The 16,125-nt window shown below is 67.4% G+C and carries 12 protein-coding genes and 2 pseudogenes; 9 read left to right on the top strand and 5 right to left on the bottom strand.

Features of this window, described 5'->3' with window-relative positions:
- Nucleotides 1–64 precede the first annotated feature (64 nt).
- The 3 genes and pseudogenes from AC3IF3_RS12365 to AC3IF3_RS12355 form a co-directional block, all read left to right on the top strand.
- Nucleotides 65–1,318 (top strand): cation:proton antiporter, encoded by a 1,254-nt coding sequence (locus AC3IF3_RS12365; protein WP_489228982.1) that lies wholly within the window; start codon nucleotides 65–67, stop codon nucleotides 1,316–1,318.
- A 354-nt stretch (nucleotides 1,319–1,672) separates the two neighbouring features.
- Entirely contained in the window at nucleotides 1,673–1,873 is a 201-nt protein-coding gene (locus AC3IF3_RS12360) for a hypothetical protein (RefSeq protein ID WP_489228981.1), read from the top strand.
- Nucleotides 1,849–2,103: pseudogene (locus tag AC3IF3_RS12355) on the top strand (transposase); the annotation flags it as partial. The gene AC3IF3_RS12360 and the pseudogene AC3IF3_RS12355, both read left to right, overlap by 25 nt.
- A gap of 2 nt (nucleotides 2,104–2,105) precedes the next feature.
- Here AC3IF3_RS12355 and AC3IF3_RS12350 read toward each other — a convergent pair.
- From AC3IF3_RS12350 to AC3IF3_RS12330, 5 genes and pseudogenes are all read right to left on the bottom strand, one after another.
- A protein-coding gene (locus AC3IF3_RS12350) for an IS5 family transposase (RefSeq protein ID WP_489228979.1) occupies nucleotides 2,106–2,911 on the bottom strand; the annotation gives its coding sequence in 2 pieces (ribosomal slippage) (nucleotides 2,106–2,575 and nucleotides 2,575–2,911; 807 coding nt in all).
- A gap of 483 nt (nucleotides 2,912–3,394) precedes the next feature.
- Nucleotides 3,395–5,380: a selenocysteine-specific translation elongation factor gene (gene selB / locus AC3IF3_RS12345; RefSeq protein ID WP_489228977.1), complete on the bottom strand. Its 1,986-nt coding sequence runs from the start codon at nucleotides 5,378–5,380 to the stop codon at nucleotides 3,395–3,397.
- Nucleotides 5,381–5,462: 82 nt separating this feature from the next.
- A pseudogene (locus AC3IF3_RS12340) lies at nucleotides 5,463–6,836 on the bottom strand (ABC transporter substrate-binding protein).
- Nucleotides 6,837–7,149: 313 nt separating this feature from the next.
- Nucleotides 7,150–7,596, bottom strand: a complete 447-nt coding sequence (locus AC3IF3_RS12335) for a MarR family winged helix-turn-helix transcriptional regulator (RefSeq protein ID WP_243969426.1) — start codon at nucleotides 7,594–7,596, stop codon at nucleotides 7,150–7,152.
- A gap of 967 nt (nucleotides 7,597–8,563) precedes the next feature.
- Complete coding sequence (locus AC3IF3_RS12330) at nucleotides 8,564–9,490, bottom strand: LysR family transcriptional regulator (RefSeq protein ID WP_489216151.1); 927 nt, start codon at nucleotides 9,488–9,490, stop codon at nucleotides 8,564–8,566.
- Nucleotides 9,491–9,613: 123 nt separating this feature from the next.
- On the opposite strand from AC3IF3_RS12330, the gene AC3IF3_RS12325 reads away from it, so the two are divergent.
- From AC3IF3_RS12325 to AC3IF3_RS12300, 6 genes are read left to right on the top strand one after another with little or no spacing between them, the layout of a single operon-like run.
- Nucleotides 9,614–10,639, top strand: coding sequence for a carbon-nitrogen hydrolase family protein (locus AC3IF3_RS12325; RefSeq protein ID WP_243969409.1), 1,026 nt, complete (start codon nucleotides 9,614–9,616; stop codon nucleotides 10,637–10,639).
- Between the two features lie 47 nt (nucleotides 10,640–10,686).
- Nucleotides 10,687–11,265 carry an ABC transporter substrate-binding protein gene (locus AC3IF3_RS12320; protein ID WP_489228975.1) on the top strand — a complete coding sequence of 193 codons (579 nt, stop codon included), beginning with the start codon at nucleotides 10,687–10,689 and terminating at the stop codon, nucleotides 11,263–11,265.
- Between the two features lie 44 nt (nucleotides 11,266–11,309).
- Nucleotides 11,310–12,617: an ABC transporter substrate-binding protein gene (locus tag AC3IF3_RS12315; protein WP_409564827.1), complete on the top strand. Its 1,308-nt coding sequence runs from the start codon at nucleotides 11,310–11,312 to the stop codon at nucleotides 12,615–12,617.
- Nucleotides 12,618–12,627: 10 nt separating this feature from the next.
- Nucleotides 12,628–13,503: a branched-chain amino acid ABC transporter permease gene (locus tag AC3IF3_RS12310; RefSeq protein WP_243969405.1), complete on the top strand. Its 876-nt coding sequence runs from the start codon at nucleotides 12,628–12,630 to the stop codon at nucleotides 13,501–13,503.
- Nucleotides 13,503–15,392, top strand: coding sequence for a branched-chain amino acid ABC transporter ATP-binding protein/permease (locus AC3IF3_RS12305; protein WP_243969403.1), 1,890 nt, complete (start codon nucleotides 13,503–13,505; stop codon nucleotides 15,390–15,392). Before AC3IF3_RS12310 ends, AC3IF3_RS12305 begins: the two co-directional genes overlap by 1 nt.
- Nucleotides 15,389–16,093, top strand: coding sequence for an ABC transporter ATP-binding protein (locus tag AC3IF3_RS12300; RefSeq protein ID WP_243969401.1), 705 nt, complete (start codon nucleotides 15,389–15,391; stop codon nucleotides 16,091–16,093). The genes AC3IF3_RS12305 and AC3IF3_RS12300 overlap by 4 nt, the downstream gene beginning before the upstream one ends.
- Nucleotides 16,094–16,125 lie beyond the last annotated feature (32 nt).

Here is a 16,125-nt window from a genome sequence, read left to right as displayed (position 1 = left end):
CCGAGCCCGGCAACGACCGGCACGATGGGGCGTTCCGGATGACCGCAGGCGGGAAGGACGGCCCTTGATCTCTATCTTCGACCTCGCAGCCATGCTGCTGACGTTGTCGGCGTTGTTCGGCTGGCTGAACCGGCGCTTCCTGCGCATGCCGCACAGCATCGGCCTGCTCGTGATGGGGCTACTCGCCTCGCTCGCGCTGGTGCTCGTCGACGTCGCCTTCCCGGCGCAGCATCTCTATCAGGACCTGACGGGCGTCCTTAACCAAGTCGACTTCACCGGCGTGGTCATGAACGGCATGCTGGCGTTCCTGCTGTTCGCCGGCGCAATGAACCTCGACCTCCGGGCGCTCCGGGAGCGGTCCATGGCGGTGGCGACCCTCGCGTTGCTCGGGACGGTCATCTCCACCGCCCTGGTCGGCGGGGCGTTCTGGGCGGCGGGACAGGCGCTCGGCACCCCGCTGCCGCTGGGCTGGGCTCTCGTGTTCGGCGCGCTGATCAGCCCGACCGATCCCGTCGCAGTGCTGGCTACCCTGAAGAACGTGGAGGTGCCGGAAGCCCTTGAAGTCGAGATGCAGGGCGAGGCGCTGTTCAACGACGGCGTCGGCATCGTGTTGTTCACGGTGCTCGTCGCCTTCGCCTCCGGCAAGGGCGGCGAGGCGACGAGCGCGGGCGGGGTGGCGACGCTCCTCCTCCACGAGGCCGGGGGAGGCATGCTGCTTGGCGTCGTCACCGGCTACGTCGCCTACCGGGCGATGAAGGCCATCGACGACTTCCCCGTGGAGGTGCTGATCACTCTGGCCCTCGTGACCGGGACCTACGCCATCGCGCAGAAGCTCGGGGCGAGCGGCCCCCTCGCGGTGGTGGCTGCCGGGCTTCTGATCGGCGAGCGCGCCCCGCGCTACGCGATGAGCGATAACACCCAGAAGTACGTCTCGACCCTATGGACGCTCGTCGATGAGGTGCTGAACTCGGTCCTGTTCCTCCTGATCGGCCTGGAAGTGCTCGTCCTGCGTTTCCAGGTCTCCGGGCTGGCCTTGGCAGCCTGCGCAGTGCCCATTGTGCTCGTCGCTCGCCTTGTGGCGGTCACGACGCCTGTCCTCTTGTTCCGCTGGGGAGGCAACCTCTCGCTTGGCAACGTGCCGTTCCTGACCTGGGCGGGCGTGCGCGGCGGCATCTCGGTGGCGCTGGCCCTTTCGATCCCGGAGAGCGAGGCCAAGCCCGCGATCCTGGCGGCGACCTACGCCGTGGTGTTGTTCACCATCATCGTGCAGGGGTCGACCCTCGGCCTCGTGGCGCGGCGGACCCTTCGAGCGAGCTAACCGTCACTGAACTTCCCTGAGCCAATGCGAACTGACAGTGACGGACGAAATTACGAGAGGTCTGTTGGGAAGTGTAAGCGGCTGGCGACAACGTCCGCTTGGATGCATTGCGAGCCGAAAAGTGGACCTGCAGAGATCCGCCCCGAGCAGCCATCTCGCTCCCGACCCAACCCAGCCGCCCAGACCGCTGGCTGCGCTGCTCCAAAGCGGCCGTTGATGAGCCCTCCAGCAACTTCGGCTCGGGGTGGGAAGCGGACGTTGGCCTGTCGCTCCGAACCGGACGTTCCGCATCCGACCCTGGCTGTGTCAAAACTCCGATGGTGGCAGCTTTCCTCTGCACGACCGGAGGCCGGCATGGGACGGTTTGTTGTCGGTGCCGAGCGCAATCAGACGACGCTATTTCCGCCTTGCCTGGAAGACTGGATTGCTGAGGACAACCCTGTCCGTGTCGTCGATGCCTTCGTGGAGGCCCTGGAACTCGGCGCGCTCGGCTTTGCGGGCGTCGATGCGGCACGGACGGGCCGATCTGGCACACCTCGGTCGAGAATGGTCTGACGCTGCATCGTTACTGGACGAACGTCTGCCAGACCTGCCCGATGAAGGCGGACTGCACGACGGGGAAGGAGCGCCGGGTGACACGGTGGGAGCACGAGGACGTACTGGAGGCCGTGCAGCGCCGGTTGGACGGCGATCCGCTGGCCATGCGGGTCCGGCGCGAGACGGTCGAGCACCCCTTTGGCACGTTGAAGGCGCGGATGGGGGCGACGCACTTCCTGACTAAGAGCGCCTAACAGAACCGTCTGATCTGGTTGAGGGTGATGAGGCTGGCGGCGAAGCTCGTGAAGGCCTCGTAGATGTCTGCGCGTCGCTCATAGCGGATGGGCAATCGACGGAAACGGTTGAACCAGGCGTGGGTGCGCTCCACGACCCAACGGTGACGACCGAGTTTCTCGCTGCTCTCGATGCCCTTACGTGCGATGCGTGGGACGATCCCCCGCGCTCGGCACTCCTGGCGGCGAGGTCTGGCATCGTAGGCCTTGTCAGCGTGCAGCTTGTCCGGACGGCGTCGCGGTCGTCCGCGCCGACCGCTCCGCACAGACGGGATGGCATCGAGGGTGGCCGCCATCATGACGGTGTCGTGCCGGTTGGCACCGCTCAGGCAGAAGCCGAGCGGCGTGCCGCGCGCGTCGGTGACGAGATGGCGCTTCGTGCCCGCCTTGCCCCGGTCCGTCGGGTTCGGGCCGGTGGCAGGCCCCCCTTTTTGGCCGGGACAGACGCGCTGTCCCGGCAAGCCCGGCTCCAGTCGATCTCCCCTGCTGCGTGCAGGCGCTCCAGCAACACGTCATGCAGACGGCTCCAAACGCCCGCCGCCTGCCAATCCCGCAGTCGCCGCCAACAACTCATGCCGGAGCCGCAGCCCATCTCGGCCGGCAGCATTTCCCACGGCAGCCCCGAGCGCAGCACGAACAGGATGCCCGTGAGTGCGGCCCGGTTCTCAATTGGACGACGCCCGCCCTTCGGACGCGGCCGAGGCGGCGGCAGGAGCGGCGCGATCTCATCCCAGAGATCAACGGGAAGAAGCAGTCTGGCCATGCCAAACCAACGCTGAAAACCCCGCTCGGTGCCGTTCTGTTAGGCGCTCTAAGACGTTGCCGCGCGTCTCGACCGAGATGGCACTTCAGGTCCTGGCCTACAATCTGAAGCGTGTTCTCAACATTCTGGGAAGCCGGAAGCTCTTAGATGCCATTCCCGCCTGAGCAAGAGCCTTGGATCGCTCACTGAGGAACTGAAAAGCCGTACAACAGCGCCTTCAACTCAATCGGATTGTCGCTCGACCACAAAAGGTCGCTCCAAGCGATGGAACGCCCATTCTCGCAAGATTGGGGGGCACCCGAGCGCAAAGCCCATTCCCGGCGTTTTGACACGGCCTGGACCCAACCCGGCCATCCGACTCGGGTCGAACGAAACCCGAAAGCAGTCGTTCATGCGGGACGCGGAATACCTTGATGTACGCTGCCCTGTACGAGAGCCCGTTCCGGGATGCTTAAGCCGGAACCATGAGAAGCGCCCCCACCTTCATGCTGACACCCGCAAGTCCGTTGGATCCGAACCCGGCGCCTCCGGCGGCGGGGCATGCAGGTTCGATGGGGCTAGGACGCGCCAGTCGGTTCGGATGCGCCGTCCCTCCGCGATCCGCACCGTGAAGCCTCGCTCGTCGAAGAACTCGAGGAGCGGCATGGTCATGTTGCGACCGATACCGGCCGTCTCGCGGAAGCGCCCGACGGTCAACAGGCCTTCGGGATGCTGGCGCGCCACGGCATCCGCGATCCGCGCCAGTTCGGCGACCGTCTCCGGCAACGCGTAGTAGTTCTTCGAGATGCGCTGGAGCCAGCCGAGGCGGCCGGCCTTGTCGAGGAGATGGCGGAGATCGTCCGGTTCGCGGTCCAGGCGGTCTGCGAGGACGGTAACGCGGGGCTGGTCCAAGCCCGCCTCCTCCAGCACGGCGCGGACGCCATCGTAGACGACGGCGTCGGCCGGACGCAGGCGCGCCGTGTGGCCGGGCAGGTGCAGGAGCGAGCCGCGCTGCAAGACCTGCTGCGTCCGGACGAGGCCATCGAGGGCGGCTGGGAGGGCCGGACGGTCCCCGGCCTCCAACGTCGACGCGATTTCGTCCCGCGTAAGCCCGGGGTTGTCAGGCTGCGCCATGTGGGTCCGGGCGAGTTCGGACATCACGCCCGCGGCCAGTGCCGCGACCCGCTCGCCTTGGAAGGCGAGCCGCGGGCCATCCTCTGCCACGACCGCCCCCGCCTCGGCGACGAGTGCTTCCAGCTTCGCCACGGGCAGGTTGCGCAGGCGCGCGAACCGAGCGAGGTCGATCCCGGGCCCGGAGGTGTCGAGGAGCCCCCGGAGCGCCCGACCGTCGTCCGCGGTGTCGAGGGCTGCGACAACAGCCCGGCGTTCCAGCGTCCAGGGACCCCGGCGCGGTCCCTCCACGTCGATCACGCGACCGCCCCCGAGCGTGCGCGCGGCCGAGACGTCGCGCAGGACGAAGCGGTCCCCGGCGAGGGCGCCGACCTCGCGGTCGAGCGTGATCACCGCCTGGGCGGACGCGCCGGGCTCGACCGATCCGCTCCCGGGAAGCAGCAACCGTCCGGTCACCGCGGCCGCGCCGAGATGGAGATGCACCGGCGTACGGTGGCGCAGGGGGCGAACCTCGTGCGGCAGCACGCGCACGGAGACGTCGAGGCGGGTCGCCGGCCCGTGCAGGTCCGGCGCCAAGATCCACGTGCCCCGGCCCACATCGTCGAGCGAAAGGCGAGAACCAGCCAGGTTCAGGGCGCAGCGCTCCCCGGCGCACGCGGTCTCGGTCACCGCATCGTGGACGCGCACGGCGCGCACCCGGACCTCGCGCGCGCTTGGCGAGACGAGGAGCCGGTCGCCCACCCGCACCGTGCCCGCGTGCACCGCCCCGGTCACGACCAAGCCGGCACCGGGCACGGTGAAGCGCCGGTCGACGGCAAGGCGGAAGCCGCGATCCGCACCTGCCGGGGCGTGGGAGCCCGCCGCAGCCTCCAGCCGACGGGCGAGATCGTCGATGCCCGACCCCGTCAGCGCGGAGCAAGCGACGACCGGCGCCGCGGCGAGCCCGGTTCCGGCGAGGAGGGCGTGGATCTCCGCGGCCACCGCCACGACGCGCTCTGGATCGGCGCGGTCGGACTTCGTCACCGCGACGACGCCGCGGTCCAGGCCGAGAAGGTCGAGGATGGCAGCGTGCTCGCGCGTCTGCGGCATCACCCCGTCGTCGGCGGCGACCACTAGAAGCGCGCAGGACACGCCGGTGGCGCCCGCCACCATGGTGCGCACCAGGCGTTCGTGGCCCGGCACGTCAACGAAGCCTAGCGGGACCCGCAGGCGACCGTTCCTCGGCGCGTAGGCGAAGCCGAGGTCGAGGGTGATGCCCCGGGCCTTCTCCTCCGGCAGCCGGTCGGCATCGACCCCCGTCAACGCCTTCACTAGGGCCGTCTTGCCGTGATCGATGTGCCCGGCGGTCGCGACGATCATCTTGTCCCTCGACCGAGCGGCATTTGACGCGAAGGACCGGCGCGGGTCACCCCGCGCCGGCGTTTACTTCAGCCCGAAGGCATCAACCCTTGATCCGGGTCTCGGCGAGTTCGGACATGCAGGTGTCGTAGGGTGTGAACTCTACCCGGTCCGACACCGCGAACAGGGTGAAGGGCGAGTACAGGAACAGGGCCTTGGCCTCGTCCTGCAGGTAGCGCTCCACCTCGCGCACCACCCCCTCCGTTTCGGTCTCCGGCGTATGCAAGAGCTTCTCGTAGAGGGCGTCGAACTTCGGATCCTCCGGACCCTGGCGCAGGGTCGCGTCACGTCCGAAGAACTCCCGGTGCACGCAGGCCACCGGATATTGCGGCGTCCAGTCGAAGTACCATTCGAGCTTGACGTCGAACTCCGCCGGCGGCTCATCCTTGGCGCTGACGAAGCGGCAGCCCATGCCGACCTTGGCGAGGCACTGGCCGATGGCGTCCACCACGCCCTTCCAGGCGGGCGAGGCGACGAAGACCAATTCCCGTCCCCCGAGGCCCAGGCCGTCGAGCGTGCGCTTGGCACCCTCGGGGTCGTGCGGCATCGGCTTCATGTCCGGGTCCGCTCCGTAGCGCCCGGGCTGGATGAAGGCCGGGATCACCGTGCCGTAGCCATGCGCCCCGTGCTCCAGCACGAAGGCCTGGTCGATGGCGAGGTTGAGCGCCCGGCGGGCCTCCGGGTTGCGCCAGGGCGAGTCCGGACGGTTCTCGTTGAAGACGCCCGTCAGGATCGTCTTCGCCTTCTTCGTCTGGATCCTGCCGTGCTCGCTTGCCGGGAAGGCGTGCGCCTCGTCCGGCGTCAGATCGAACACCACGTCGACCCGGCCGTCACCGGCCGCGACCGACTTGATGCCCTCGGCCTTGCCGATGACGTTGTCGTAGACGATCCGGACCGTCGGCCTGCGGGCCGGGTTCCAGTACGTCGGGTTGGGCTCCATGACCACGCGGTCGGAGCGGCTATCGATGAGCGAGACGCCCTCGGTGAGCACGAACGGGCCAGTCCCCCACGGACCAGGCGCGTCGATCACTCACCAATGACCTTCTGCCGACCCCGTCTTCGGGTCGACGAAACCCCACTCATTCCAGAAGCGCGTCGACGGCAGGTGCATGCCGCGCAGCTTCATCAGCGCCGCAGAATCACCGCCGGGGAAGCGCATGCGGATGGTACGGTCGTCCACCGCCTCGCAGGTCACGTCCCGGGCGAAGTTCAGGAAGGCGCCCGGCGGGTGCGGGTTGGTCCATTCTTGGACCTTGTCGAACCCGAGCTTGAACATCGCGGCGTTGAAGGGCTCGCCGTCCTGATAGACTGCGTCCCGCATCTTGAGTTCGAGGATCTCGCCATCGAGCCAGCGCCAGCTCTCGGCGAGGCTCGGCTGGCCGATGCCGTCGTGATCGACGCGGTTGGCCTCCTCCATCGTGTTCCAGGTGATGGAGAGCCAGTTCACCGGCGACGGATCGACCACCGTCACCGTATGGTGGGGTCCCCAGGGCTGTCCGCCCCCCGGGTCCCCGGTCGCTTGCGCGTCCATATCTCCTCCTCGTGTTCGACCCGCATGGCGTGCGAGCATCGTCCGGCTCATCGCGAGCCGACAGCATGGAAGGCACCTGCAGTTGCGCATGGCCCTCGATTGGTCCGCGTGGGTCGTCGGCCAGGCCGGCGTCGAACCCTCGCGGTTTCAGTTCGCCCACTCGGGGCGCATCATCCGCCCACCTGCGCGCCGTGCATTCTCAGCCCGTTGCGGCGACGCGGTCAGCGAGATCCTTTAACTCCTGGCGCAGGTCGGCGAGCTCGCGGTCGCCGAGGCCGGTACGGCAGACCACGGCCTGCTGTGCCGTCGCGACTTGGTCCTCCAGCAAGCGGCCCGCCTCCGTCAGGGCGACGAGGACGATGCGCCGGTCCGCGGCGCGGGTCCGGATCACGAAGCCAGCCGCCTCCAGCCGGTCGACCAAGGGCGTAATCGCGCTGGACGTGAGTTGCAGGCGGGCGGCGAGGTCGTGCACTGCCGTCACGCCATCCTGCCAGAGCGCCAGCATGACGAGGTACTGCGGGTAGGTCAGCCCGAACTCGCCCAGTAGCGGCCTGTAGGCGCGCACGACCGAGTTCGTAGCGGCGTAGAGGGCGAAGCAGAGCTGGTCGTCCAGCCGCAGGCCGCGTTGCTTCGTCGACGTTGCCACTGGCCGCTGCTCCATTCAGACTTTAATCATTCACGCGTGAAAGACATTGTCAACGGGCTGTATCTTGTGCGGCGGGAAACGCGGCTAACAGGCCTGCCTTTCCCGCTCTCTGAGCGTCCGCATCCGCGAGAAGTCGCCCGAAAGCGGACCGGCGCCTATCCACCCTTGGCAGACCTTCAGGTTGCGTATGCGAGTATGAGCGGCGGCTCACCTGAATGGGTCGCTCGGAGGCCGACATGGTTAGGCTCGCGGTTCGAATTTTGGCGAGCGCCCTCATACTCATCGGGCTCGGCACCGTCGTGGGGTTGGGTCTGGCCTTCACTGCCAAGCGAACCGTCTGCGCCGGACAACCTGACTGTCGTCGCCTCGCCAGATGGTTCATTCAGTGTGGTCCTAGCGTCCTGGAACGGTGGCGGGGCTATCGCGCCCTTCTGCTACAACCGCGTATTCGTCGTCCCGGCGGCGGTATCGAACGACCGCCTAGCGGACGACCAGAACCTCGTGTTCGCAGGCGCGTGCGCGACCTTCGAGGACCATTCCAGTGCGCCCAACTTGACTTGGCGTGGGCCGAACGCGCCTCAAGTCAAGTTCTCGACACTGGAGACCACAAGCGCTCCGGCAACATTGCGCCTGCGCCATCTCGCTGCAGGTGGCCAGGTCGAAGTGGAGTTCGAGGTAGGTCACTAGGCTCTGAAAGTCCGCTTTCCGCCCGCAGCGGCCATCCCGGTTCCGACCCAACCCGGTCACAGGAAATGATCGGCGCGGCTCCCCAAAGCGGACATTCCCATCGGAATGGAAGGTGTAGTGCAAAAGCACATATACTCAAACACAAAGACGTTGATTGGCCCTGCATCAATCTCTCTGTATGCACATCGAGTAATATTTAAGAGCTATCTCTCGTATTAAAGAATTATGCTGCCCGGGCAGTTTAAGGACAGTCCGTCTAATACTTCGCTGATCCCAAAATTTAGACCGGCTGCGGAAGCCGAAGATTGACTTGCAGCGAGGGGTCGGAGCGGAACAGGGTTTTCAAGAAGTCCGAGACCGCCCTGATGCGGGGCGAGAATTGCAGGTCGGTGTGGACGTTGAGCCAGAGATCTCGGGTCGTCGACAAGTCATCGTGGAGTACCGGGACCAGAAGGTCGCGTCCGGCAACCGCGAAGCTCGGGAGGAGGACGATGCCGAGCCCACCGGCGGCCGCCTGCTTCTGCGCGATCATGCTCGTCGAGTGGAACACGGTACGCCGATCCGCGATGATCTCGTCGAGCCACCGCACGCAATCGACCTGCACGAGGTCCTCGACGTAGGTGACAAAGGCGTGGCGCTCCAGATCCTGGATGGATCGCGGCGTTCCCGCTCGGTCGAGGTAGCCCGGTGAGGCGTAGAGCCCGAGCCGGAAGCGGCCAATCCGGGCGGAGACGAGCGCCTGCCCAGGCGGCTTGAAGAAGCTCAGGAAGAGGTCGGCCTCCCGGCGGTTCACGTAGACTGTCTGGGGCGATGTCAACAACTCGACGGTGAGGTCGGGATGCGTTTCGTGCAGGCGCACGAAACGCTCGGCGAGGTAGAGGGAAGCGATGCCCTCCATCGTCGCGAGCCGAACGCGGCCCCCGGCCTGTCCAGAACCGGGGGTGACTTCCTCCTCCATGGCGATAATGGCGCTCTCCACCCGCTCCGCATGGCCGAGCAGTCGCTGACCGGCCTCACTCAGGCGCAGGCCGGATGGCACGCGCTCGAATAGGGAGACGCCGAGCGCGGATTCGAGATGCGCGATGCGGCGGCTGACCGTCGATTGATCGACCCTTAGCCGCTTGGCGGCACCAGCGAGGCTGCCGCCGCGGGCGGCATGGACGAAGACCTTCAGGTCATCCCAATCGAGCTGATCGAGGGCACGCATGAGCCTGCGCGGCGCAAGAGTCGCGCCACCTCGGCGGCTCGGGATGCATGCAAGGGTGCTTGCGGAATTGCCCGCTTCAAGCGGCGGCCACGCTGCCTAAGCTCGGCCGGGAAAGGGCATCCCATGCATCCCCGCTTCAAGGCCGCCGCCATTCACGCAGCCCCCGTCTTCCTCGACGCGAAGGCGACGACGGACAAGGCGGTCTCGCTGATCCACGAGGCGGCCAGGGCCGGGGCGGCCCTCGTCGCCTTCCCGGAGACATTCATCCCGGCCTTCCCGATCTGGGCCGCTCTGGCAGCGCCGATCGACAACCACGACCTGTTCGCCCGCATGGCCAACCAGTCGGTCGTGATCGACGGGCCGGAGGTTGCCCTCATCCGCGAGGCCGCGAAGGCTGCGGGGATCGTCGTCTCCATCGGCCTGAGCGAGCGTTCGCCTGTGAGCGTCGCCTGCCTGTGGAACAGCAACCTGCTGATCGGCGAGAGCGGCGACATCCTCAACCATCACCGCAAGCTCGTCCCGACCTTCTACGAAAAGCTGATCTGGGCGGCAGGCGACGGGGCGGGCCTGAAGGTGGTCGAGACCTCCATCGGCCGGATCGGCCAGCTCATCTGCGGCGAGAACACCAACCCACTCGCCCGATACAGCCTGATGGCGCAGGGCGAGCAGTTCCACATCTCGTCCTGGCCGCCGGTCTGGCCGACGCGTCGACCGTCGGGCGGGGGCAATTACGACAATCTCGCCGCCAACCGGCTCCGGGCGGGCGCCCATTGCTTCGAGGCCAAGGTCTTCGGCCTCATCACCGCCAGTGTGCTCGACCGCAAAGCCTTTGACACCATCGCCGCCTGCGATCCCCGCGCCGCCGAGGTGCTGGAAGGGACCCCGCGTGCGGCCTCGTTCTTCCTCGATCCGACCGGTTCCCAGATCGGCGAGGTGCTGCAGGAGGAGGGGATCCTCTATGGCGAGATCGATCTCGCGGCCTGCATCGAGCCGAAGCAGTTCCACGACGTGGTCGGCTACTACAACCGCTTCGACGTGTTCGACCTCACGGTGAACCGCCGCCGCCTCGCCCCCGCGGCCTTTCGCGATCCCGGTTTCGCCCAGCCGCCGGCGAGTGTTCCCGCGCCTGTTCCCGGCGACGGCGCATGACTTGCTGAGCGTTGCCTCGACCCCTGCCCGAGCGGAGATGTGCTATAATGTTCGACCGTCGCAAGCTGCTCCTCGGGGGCGCCGCCGGACTGATGCTGCCGAGCTTGGCTCGCGCGCAGACGCCCGCCGCGATCGGCACCTTCCCAGAGGGTGTCGGCGCCGACTCCGTCTTCGTCGGCCTGACCATGCCGCTGACCGGCGTGTTCTCCGGTGACGGGAACGACCTGAAGCTCGGCTACGAACTCGCCATCGCGCAGATCAATGCGGGCGGGGAGATCCCGGCCGCCTGGGGCCTCAAGGGCAAGGGCGTGCTCGGGCGCCAGATCCGCTACAAGGTCGCCGATACAGAGGGGAAACCCAACGTCGCGGTGCAGGCGGCGACGCAGTTCATCCAGCGGGACAAGGCGATCCAGTTCTCGGGCTCAGTGAGCAGTTCCGAGGCCATCGCCCTCGAAGAGCTCGCGAGCCGCGACAAGGTCCACGACGTGGTCGGCTACTACAACCGCTTCGACGTGTTCGACCTCACGGTGAACCGCCGCCGCCTCGCCCCCGCGGCCTTTCGCGATCCCGGTTTCGCCCAGCCGCCGGCGAGTGTTCCCGCGCCTGTTCCCGGCGACGGCGCATGACTTGCTGAGCGTTGCCTCGACCCCTGCCCGAGCGGAGATGTGCTATAATGTTCGACCGTCGCAAGCTGCTCCTCGGGGGCGCCGCCGGACTGATGCTGCCGAGCTTGGCTCGCGCGCAGACGCCCGCCGCGATCGGCACCTTCCCAGAGGGTGTCGGCGCCGACTCCGTCTTCGTCGGCCTGACCATGCCGCTGACCGGCGTGTTCTCCGGTGACGGGAACGACCTGAAGCTCGGCTACGAACTCGCCATCGCGCAGATCAATGCGGGCGGGGAGATCCCGGCCGCCTGGGGCCTCAAGGGCAAGGGCGTGCTCGGGCGCCAGATCCGCTACAAGGTCGCCGATACAGAGGGGAAACCCAACGTCGCGGTGCAGGCGGCGACGCAGTTCATCCAGCGGGACAAGGCGATCCAGTTCTCGGGCTCAGTGAGCAGTTCCGAGGCCATCGCCCTCGAAGAGCTCGCGAGCCGCGACAAGGTCCTCTACATGGTCGGTATCGCCGGCTCGAACGACGTCACTGGCAAGAACTGCCAGCGCTACGGCTTCCGCTCGCAGCAGAATGCCTACATGGCGGCCAAGGCACTGGCCCCGGTAGTCGCCAAGGCCCTCGGACCCAAGCGCAAGATGGCCTTCCTGGTGCCGGACTACACCTACGGCCAGACGGTCTACGATTCCTTTGCGAAATTCGCCAAGGAGGCGGGCTGGACGCAGGTGCTGAAGGAGACCGTGCCGCTCGGCACCGCCGATTACAGCTCGGCTCTCCTCAACATCGCCAATAGCGGCGCGGACGTCTTCGTGAACATCTGCTTCGGGGCCGATGCGGTCGCCTCGACCAAGCAGGCCGAGCAGTTCGGTGTCCTGTCGAGCATGAAGCTTGTGGTGCCGAACCTGTCCTCGTTCCAGGACAAGGAGCTGGGTGCCGAGCTGATGCAGGGCGTCTACGGCTCCTGTGATTTCTGGTGGACGCTGGAGGACCGCTATTCACTGGCCAAGACCTTCGTGGCGAGCTTCTTCGAGAAGAACAAGTATCACCCGCGTTGGGGCGCGCACATCGCCTACATGCAGACCTATCTCTGGGCGCTCACCGTCGAACGCGTCGGCGGGTTCAACCCAGTCGACATCACTAGGGCGATGGAAGCATCGAAGAGCCAGCCCTACGACTCGACCATCGGCCGCGTCTATTACCGCGCCGAGGATCACCAGATGGTTCGGCCGATCCCTATTCTGAAGGGCAAGGCCCCCGGCGCGATGAAGGGGCCGGAGGATTTCTACGAGATCGTCGACCTGGTCGAGGGCGAGGCGGTGATGAACCCGCCCGACCTGTTCGGCTGCAAGCTCGGCCCCTACACCTGAGACCGTGCCGATGCCCAGTACGGCGGTTCTTCTCTCCCAAGCGTTTAATGGCTTTGCCCTCGGGAGCCTTCTGGCGCTCGTCTCCAGCGGGCTCACCATCATCCTGGGCACGCTCGGCGTGCTCAACTTCGCCCACGGCGCGCTGTTCGCCGTGGGGGCTTACACAGCCTTCGTGATGATGTCGGCGACGCATTCCTTCCTGCTGGCGATGCTCGGCGGCTGCGCCGTCATGCTGATTATCGGCTGCGCGATGGAGCGGCTGGTGATCCGCCACTTCTACGCGCGGCCGGACGAGGACCAGATTCTCGTTACCTACGGCATTGGCATCGTCCTCGTGGAGGCCCTGCGCGCCTGGTTCGGCGGCAACAGCCAGCGGGTACCCGTGCCGTCCTGGGGCGTGGGCGCGACGAAGCTCGGCTTCCTTGTCTACCCGACCTACCGCCTCCAGCTCATCGGCATCGTCGCAGCGCTGCTAGTCGGCCTCTATCTCGTCCTCTACCGGACGGCGATCGGCCTCGTGGTGCGGGCGGGCATAGAGAATGCCGGCATGGTCGGCATCCTGGGCATCGACGTGCGCCGCACCTTCCTCCTCGTCTTCGCCATCGGCATCGTCGCGGTGGGGCTCGCGGGAATGCTCTACGCCCCGGTCGTCTCGGTGACCCCCGACATGGGCGCGAGCTTCATGGTACAATCCTTCGTGGTCATCGTTCTGGGCGGGCTCGGCTCCTTCCCCGGCGCGGTGGTCGGCGGACTTATCGCCGGCGAGGTCATCAGCCTGACTAGTGCCTTCAGCTCCGCCTATTCCGAGGTGATGCTCTACGGCCTCATGGCCCTCGTGCTCGTCGCGCGCCCGCAGGGGCTGTTCGGCACGGAGGGCCGCGTGTGATGGCCCGCGTCCTACGCCGCTTTCTCCCGGAACTGGCGCTTGCCGCCTTCCTCGTGGTGGCGCCGGTCCTGTTGCCGCCGCTCGGCTTCTCGCACGACCTGCTCTCCCGGGCGCTCAACTGGGCCCTTTTCGGCCTCGGTCTCGATATCCTGTTCGGGCTCGCGGGCCTTCTGTCCTTCGGGCAGGCGGCCTTCTACGGGACCGGCGGGTTCGTCGCCGCCACCCTCCTCGTCTCGGGTGCGGTGGGAAGCGTCTGGCTCGCCCTCGTGGCCGGGACGTTGTCGGCGGGGCTGTTCGGGCTCCTCGTCGGCTGGCTCGCCGTCCGGCGCATCGGCATCTATTTCGCCATGATCACCCTGGCCTTCGGCCAGATGGCTTACTTCTTCCAGAACTCACCGCTCTCGGACTGGACCGGCGGCGAGAACGGCATAGCCGGGGTGCCCCTACCGACGATCGGCTTCGGGGCAAGTGCGGTGCGGATCACCGCCGGGCTGCCGATGTACACGCTGCTCGCGGTCACCTTCCTCCTCGGCTTCGTCCTGGCCCGCCGCATCGCCCGCTCGCCCGTCGGGCTGATCCTACGGGCAGTGAAGGAGAACACCGCCCGCGTGGCGATGCTTGGCCACGACGTCCCGGCCTACAAGCTCGCGGCCTTCACCATCGCCGCCCTCTATGCCGGGCTTGCCGGGGCGATGCTCGGGCCGTTCCAGAGTTATATGCCGCCGGATGCCTTCGCTCTGGAGACCTCGGGGCAGCTCGTGGTTCAGACCATCGTCGGTGGCGTCGGTACGCTGGTCGGACCCTTCGTCGGCGCGGCCTTGTGGCTGTGGCTGCGCGACAATCTGCAACTCGTTCCCGGCCTTGGCCCCCTCTGGAAGCTCGTCCTGGGGCTCGCCTTCATCGGGCTCGTCATCGGCTTGCGCCGGGGCATCTGCGGCGAGATCCTGCATCTCTGGAATCGCCGCCGGGAGGCCCTTCGCCTGTACGCGGCACAGGCCCGGACCGAAGCCATCGAAGCGACGGGCGAGGCGCGGCCAGCCGCCATCCCGGCCGAGATCGCCCTTCCGATGCCGCGCCCGGCCGTGGATGGCCGGAGCGCGTATGCGGAGATCGCCCTGGAGGCGCGGGGGCTGGCCCGGCACTATGGCGGCCTGAAAGCCGTGGACGGCGTCAGCTTCATCGTGCGCCGGGGCTCCATCCACGCGGTGATTGGGCCGAACGGGGCGGGCAAGAGCACTCTGTTCAAGATGCTTTCCGACGAAGTGAGCCCCAGCGCGGGCGAGGTGCTGCTGTTCGGCGAGCGGCTGACCGGAGGCGGGGTGAGCCGGGCGGCCCAGCGGGGCATCGCCAAGAGCAATCAGCTCAACCAGCTCTTCCTGGACCTCACGGTGCGGGACAACCTGCGGGTGGCGGCGCTGGCGCGGGCGCGGGGCGGCTTCCGCCTGGATCTCATCGCCCCCGCCGACGGACACCTCGAGGTGGAGGCGCAGGTCGCGACCCTGATGGACCTTCTCGATCTCGGCGAGCGGGCTGGCACCCCGGCGAGCGTCCTGGCCTATGGCGAGAAGCGACGGCTGGAAATCGGCATGGCGCTCGCCACCAGCCCGAACGTGCTGCTCCTCGACGAACCCTTGGCCGGCATGAGCCTGTCGGAGCGGGCGGCGACCTGCGCTCTGATCCGGCGCATCGCGAAGGCTTGCACGGTCGTCGTGGTCGAGCACGACCTCGACGCGATCTTCAACCTCGCCGAGCGGATCACCGTGCTGTGTGAGGGCCGCCTCCTGGCCGACGGCCCAACCGATTCCGTGCGCCGGGACGCAGCCGTCCAGCGCGCCTATCTCGGTGCCGGCCCGGCGGAAGCCGGTGCCACAATGGGAAGCGCCGCATGAGCCTGCTCGAAGTCCAGGGGATCGACACCCTCTACGGCGATTCCCACGTCCTATTCTGCGTTTCCCTGCGAGTGGAGGAGAACGAGGTCGTGGCCCTGCTCGGCCGCAACGGCGCGGGCAAGACCACGACGCTGCGCACCCTCATGGGCGTGCTCAGCCCCAGGAAGGGCACGATCCGCCTCGACGGCCAGCCGATCCATGGGCTCCCGCCCTCGAAGATCGCTCGTGTTGGCATGCAGTTAGTGCCGGAGGAGCGCGCGGTGTTCGGCGGCCTGACCGTGGAGGAGAACCTCCGCGTCGCGCGCCTGACCGCCCCCAAGGCGTGGCCCCTCAATCGGATCTGGGAGATCTTCCCCCGGCTCAAGGAGCGACGCACCTCGCGGGGGCGCACCCTCTCGGGGGGCGAGCAGCAGATGCTCTCGATCGCCCGCGCCCTGGTCCGCGACCCGCGCATCCTCCTCCTCGACGAGCCCTTCGAGGGGCTGGCGCCGCTGATCGTTCAGGATCTGATCGTGTTGACGAAGCGTCTGGCCGCGGAAGGGCGCACGATCGTCGTGGTAGAGCAGAACGTAGCAGCGGTCCTGAGCTTCGCCGACCGGGTTTACGGCCTCAACAACGGCCACGTCGTCTACGAGGGGCGGGCCTCCGCTCTCCGGACAGATCCCGCTCCGATGCGGGACTTCATGGGCTTGGCGCCGTAAGCGAGACCACAGACATCGCCTCGATGCGGCTG

Source organism: Methylobacterium sp. J-118 (genome assembly GCF_057836565.1).
The sequence above is the reverse complement of the archived record's forward strand: the minus strand, read 5'-3'. Positions and strand labels throughout refer to the sequence as shown.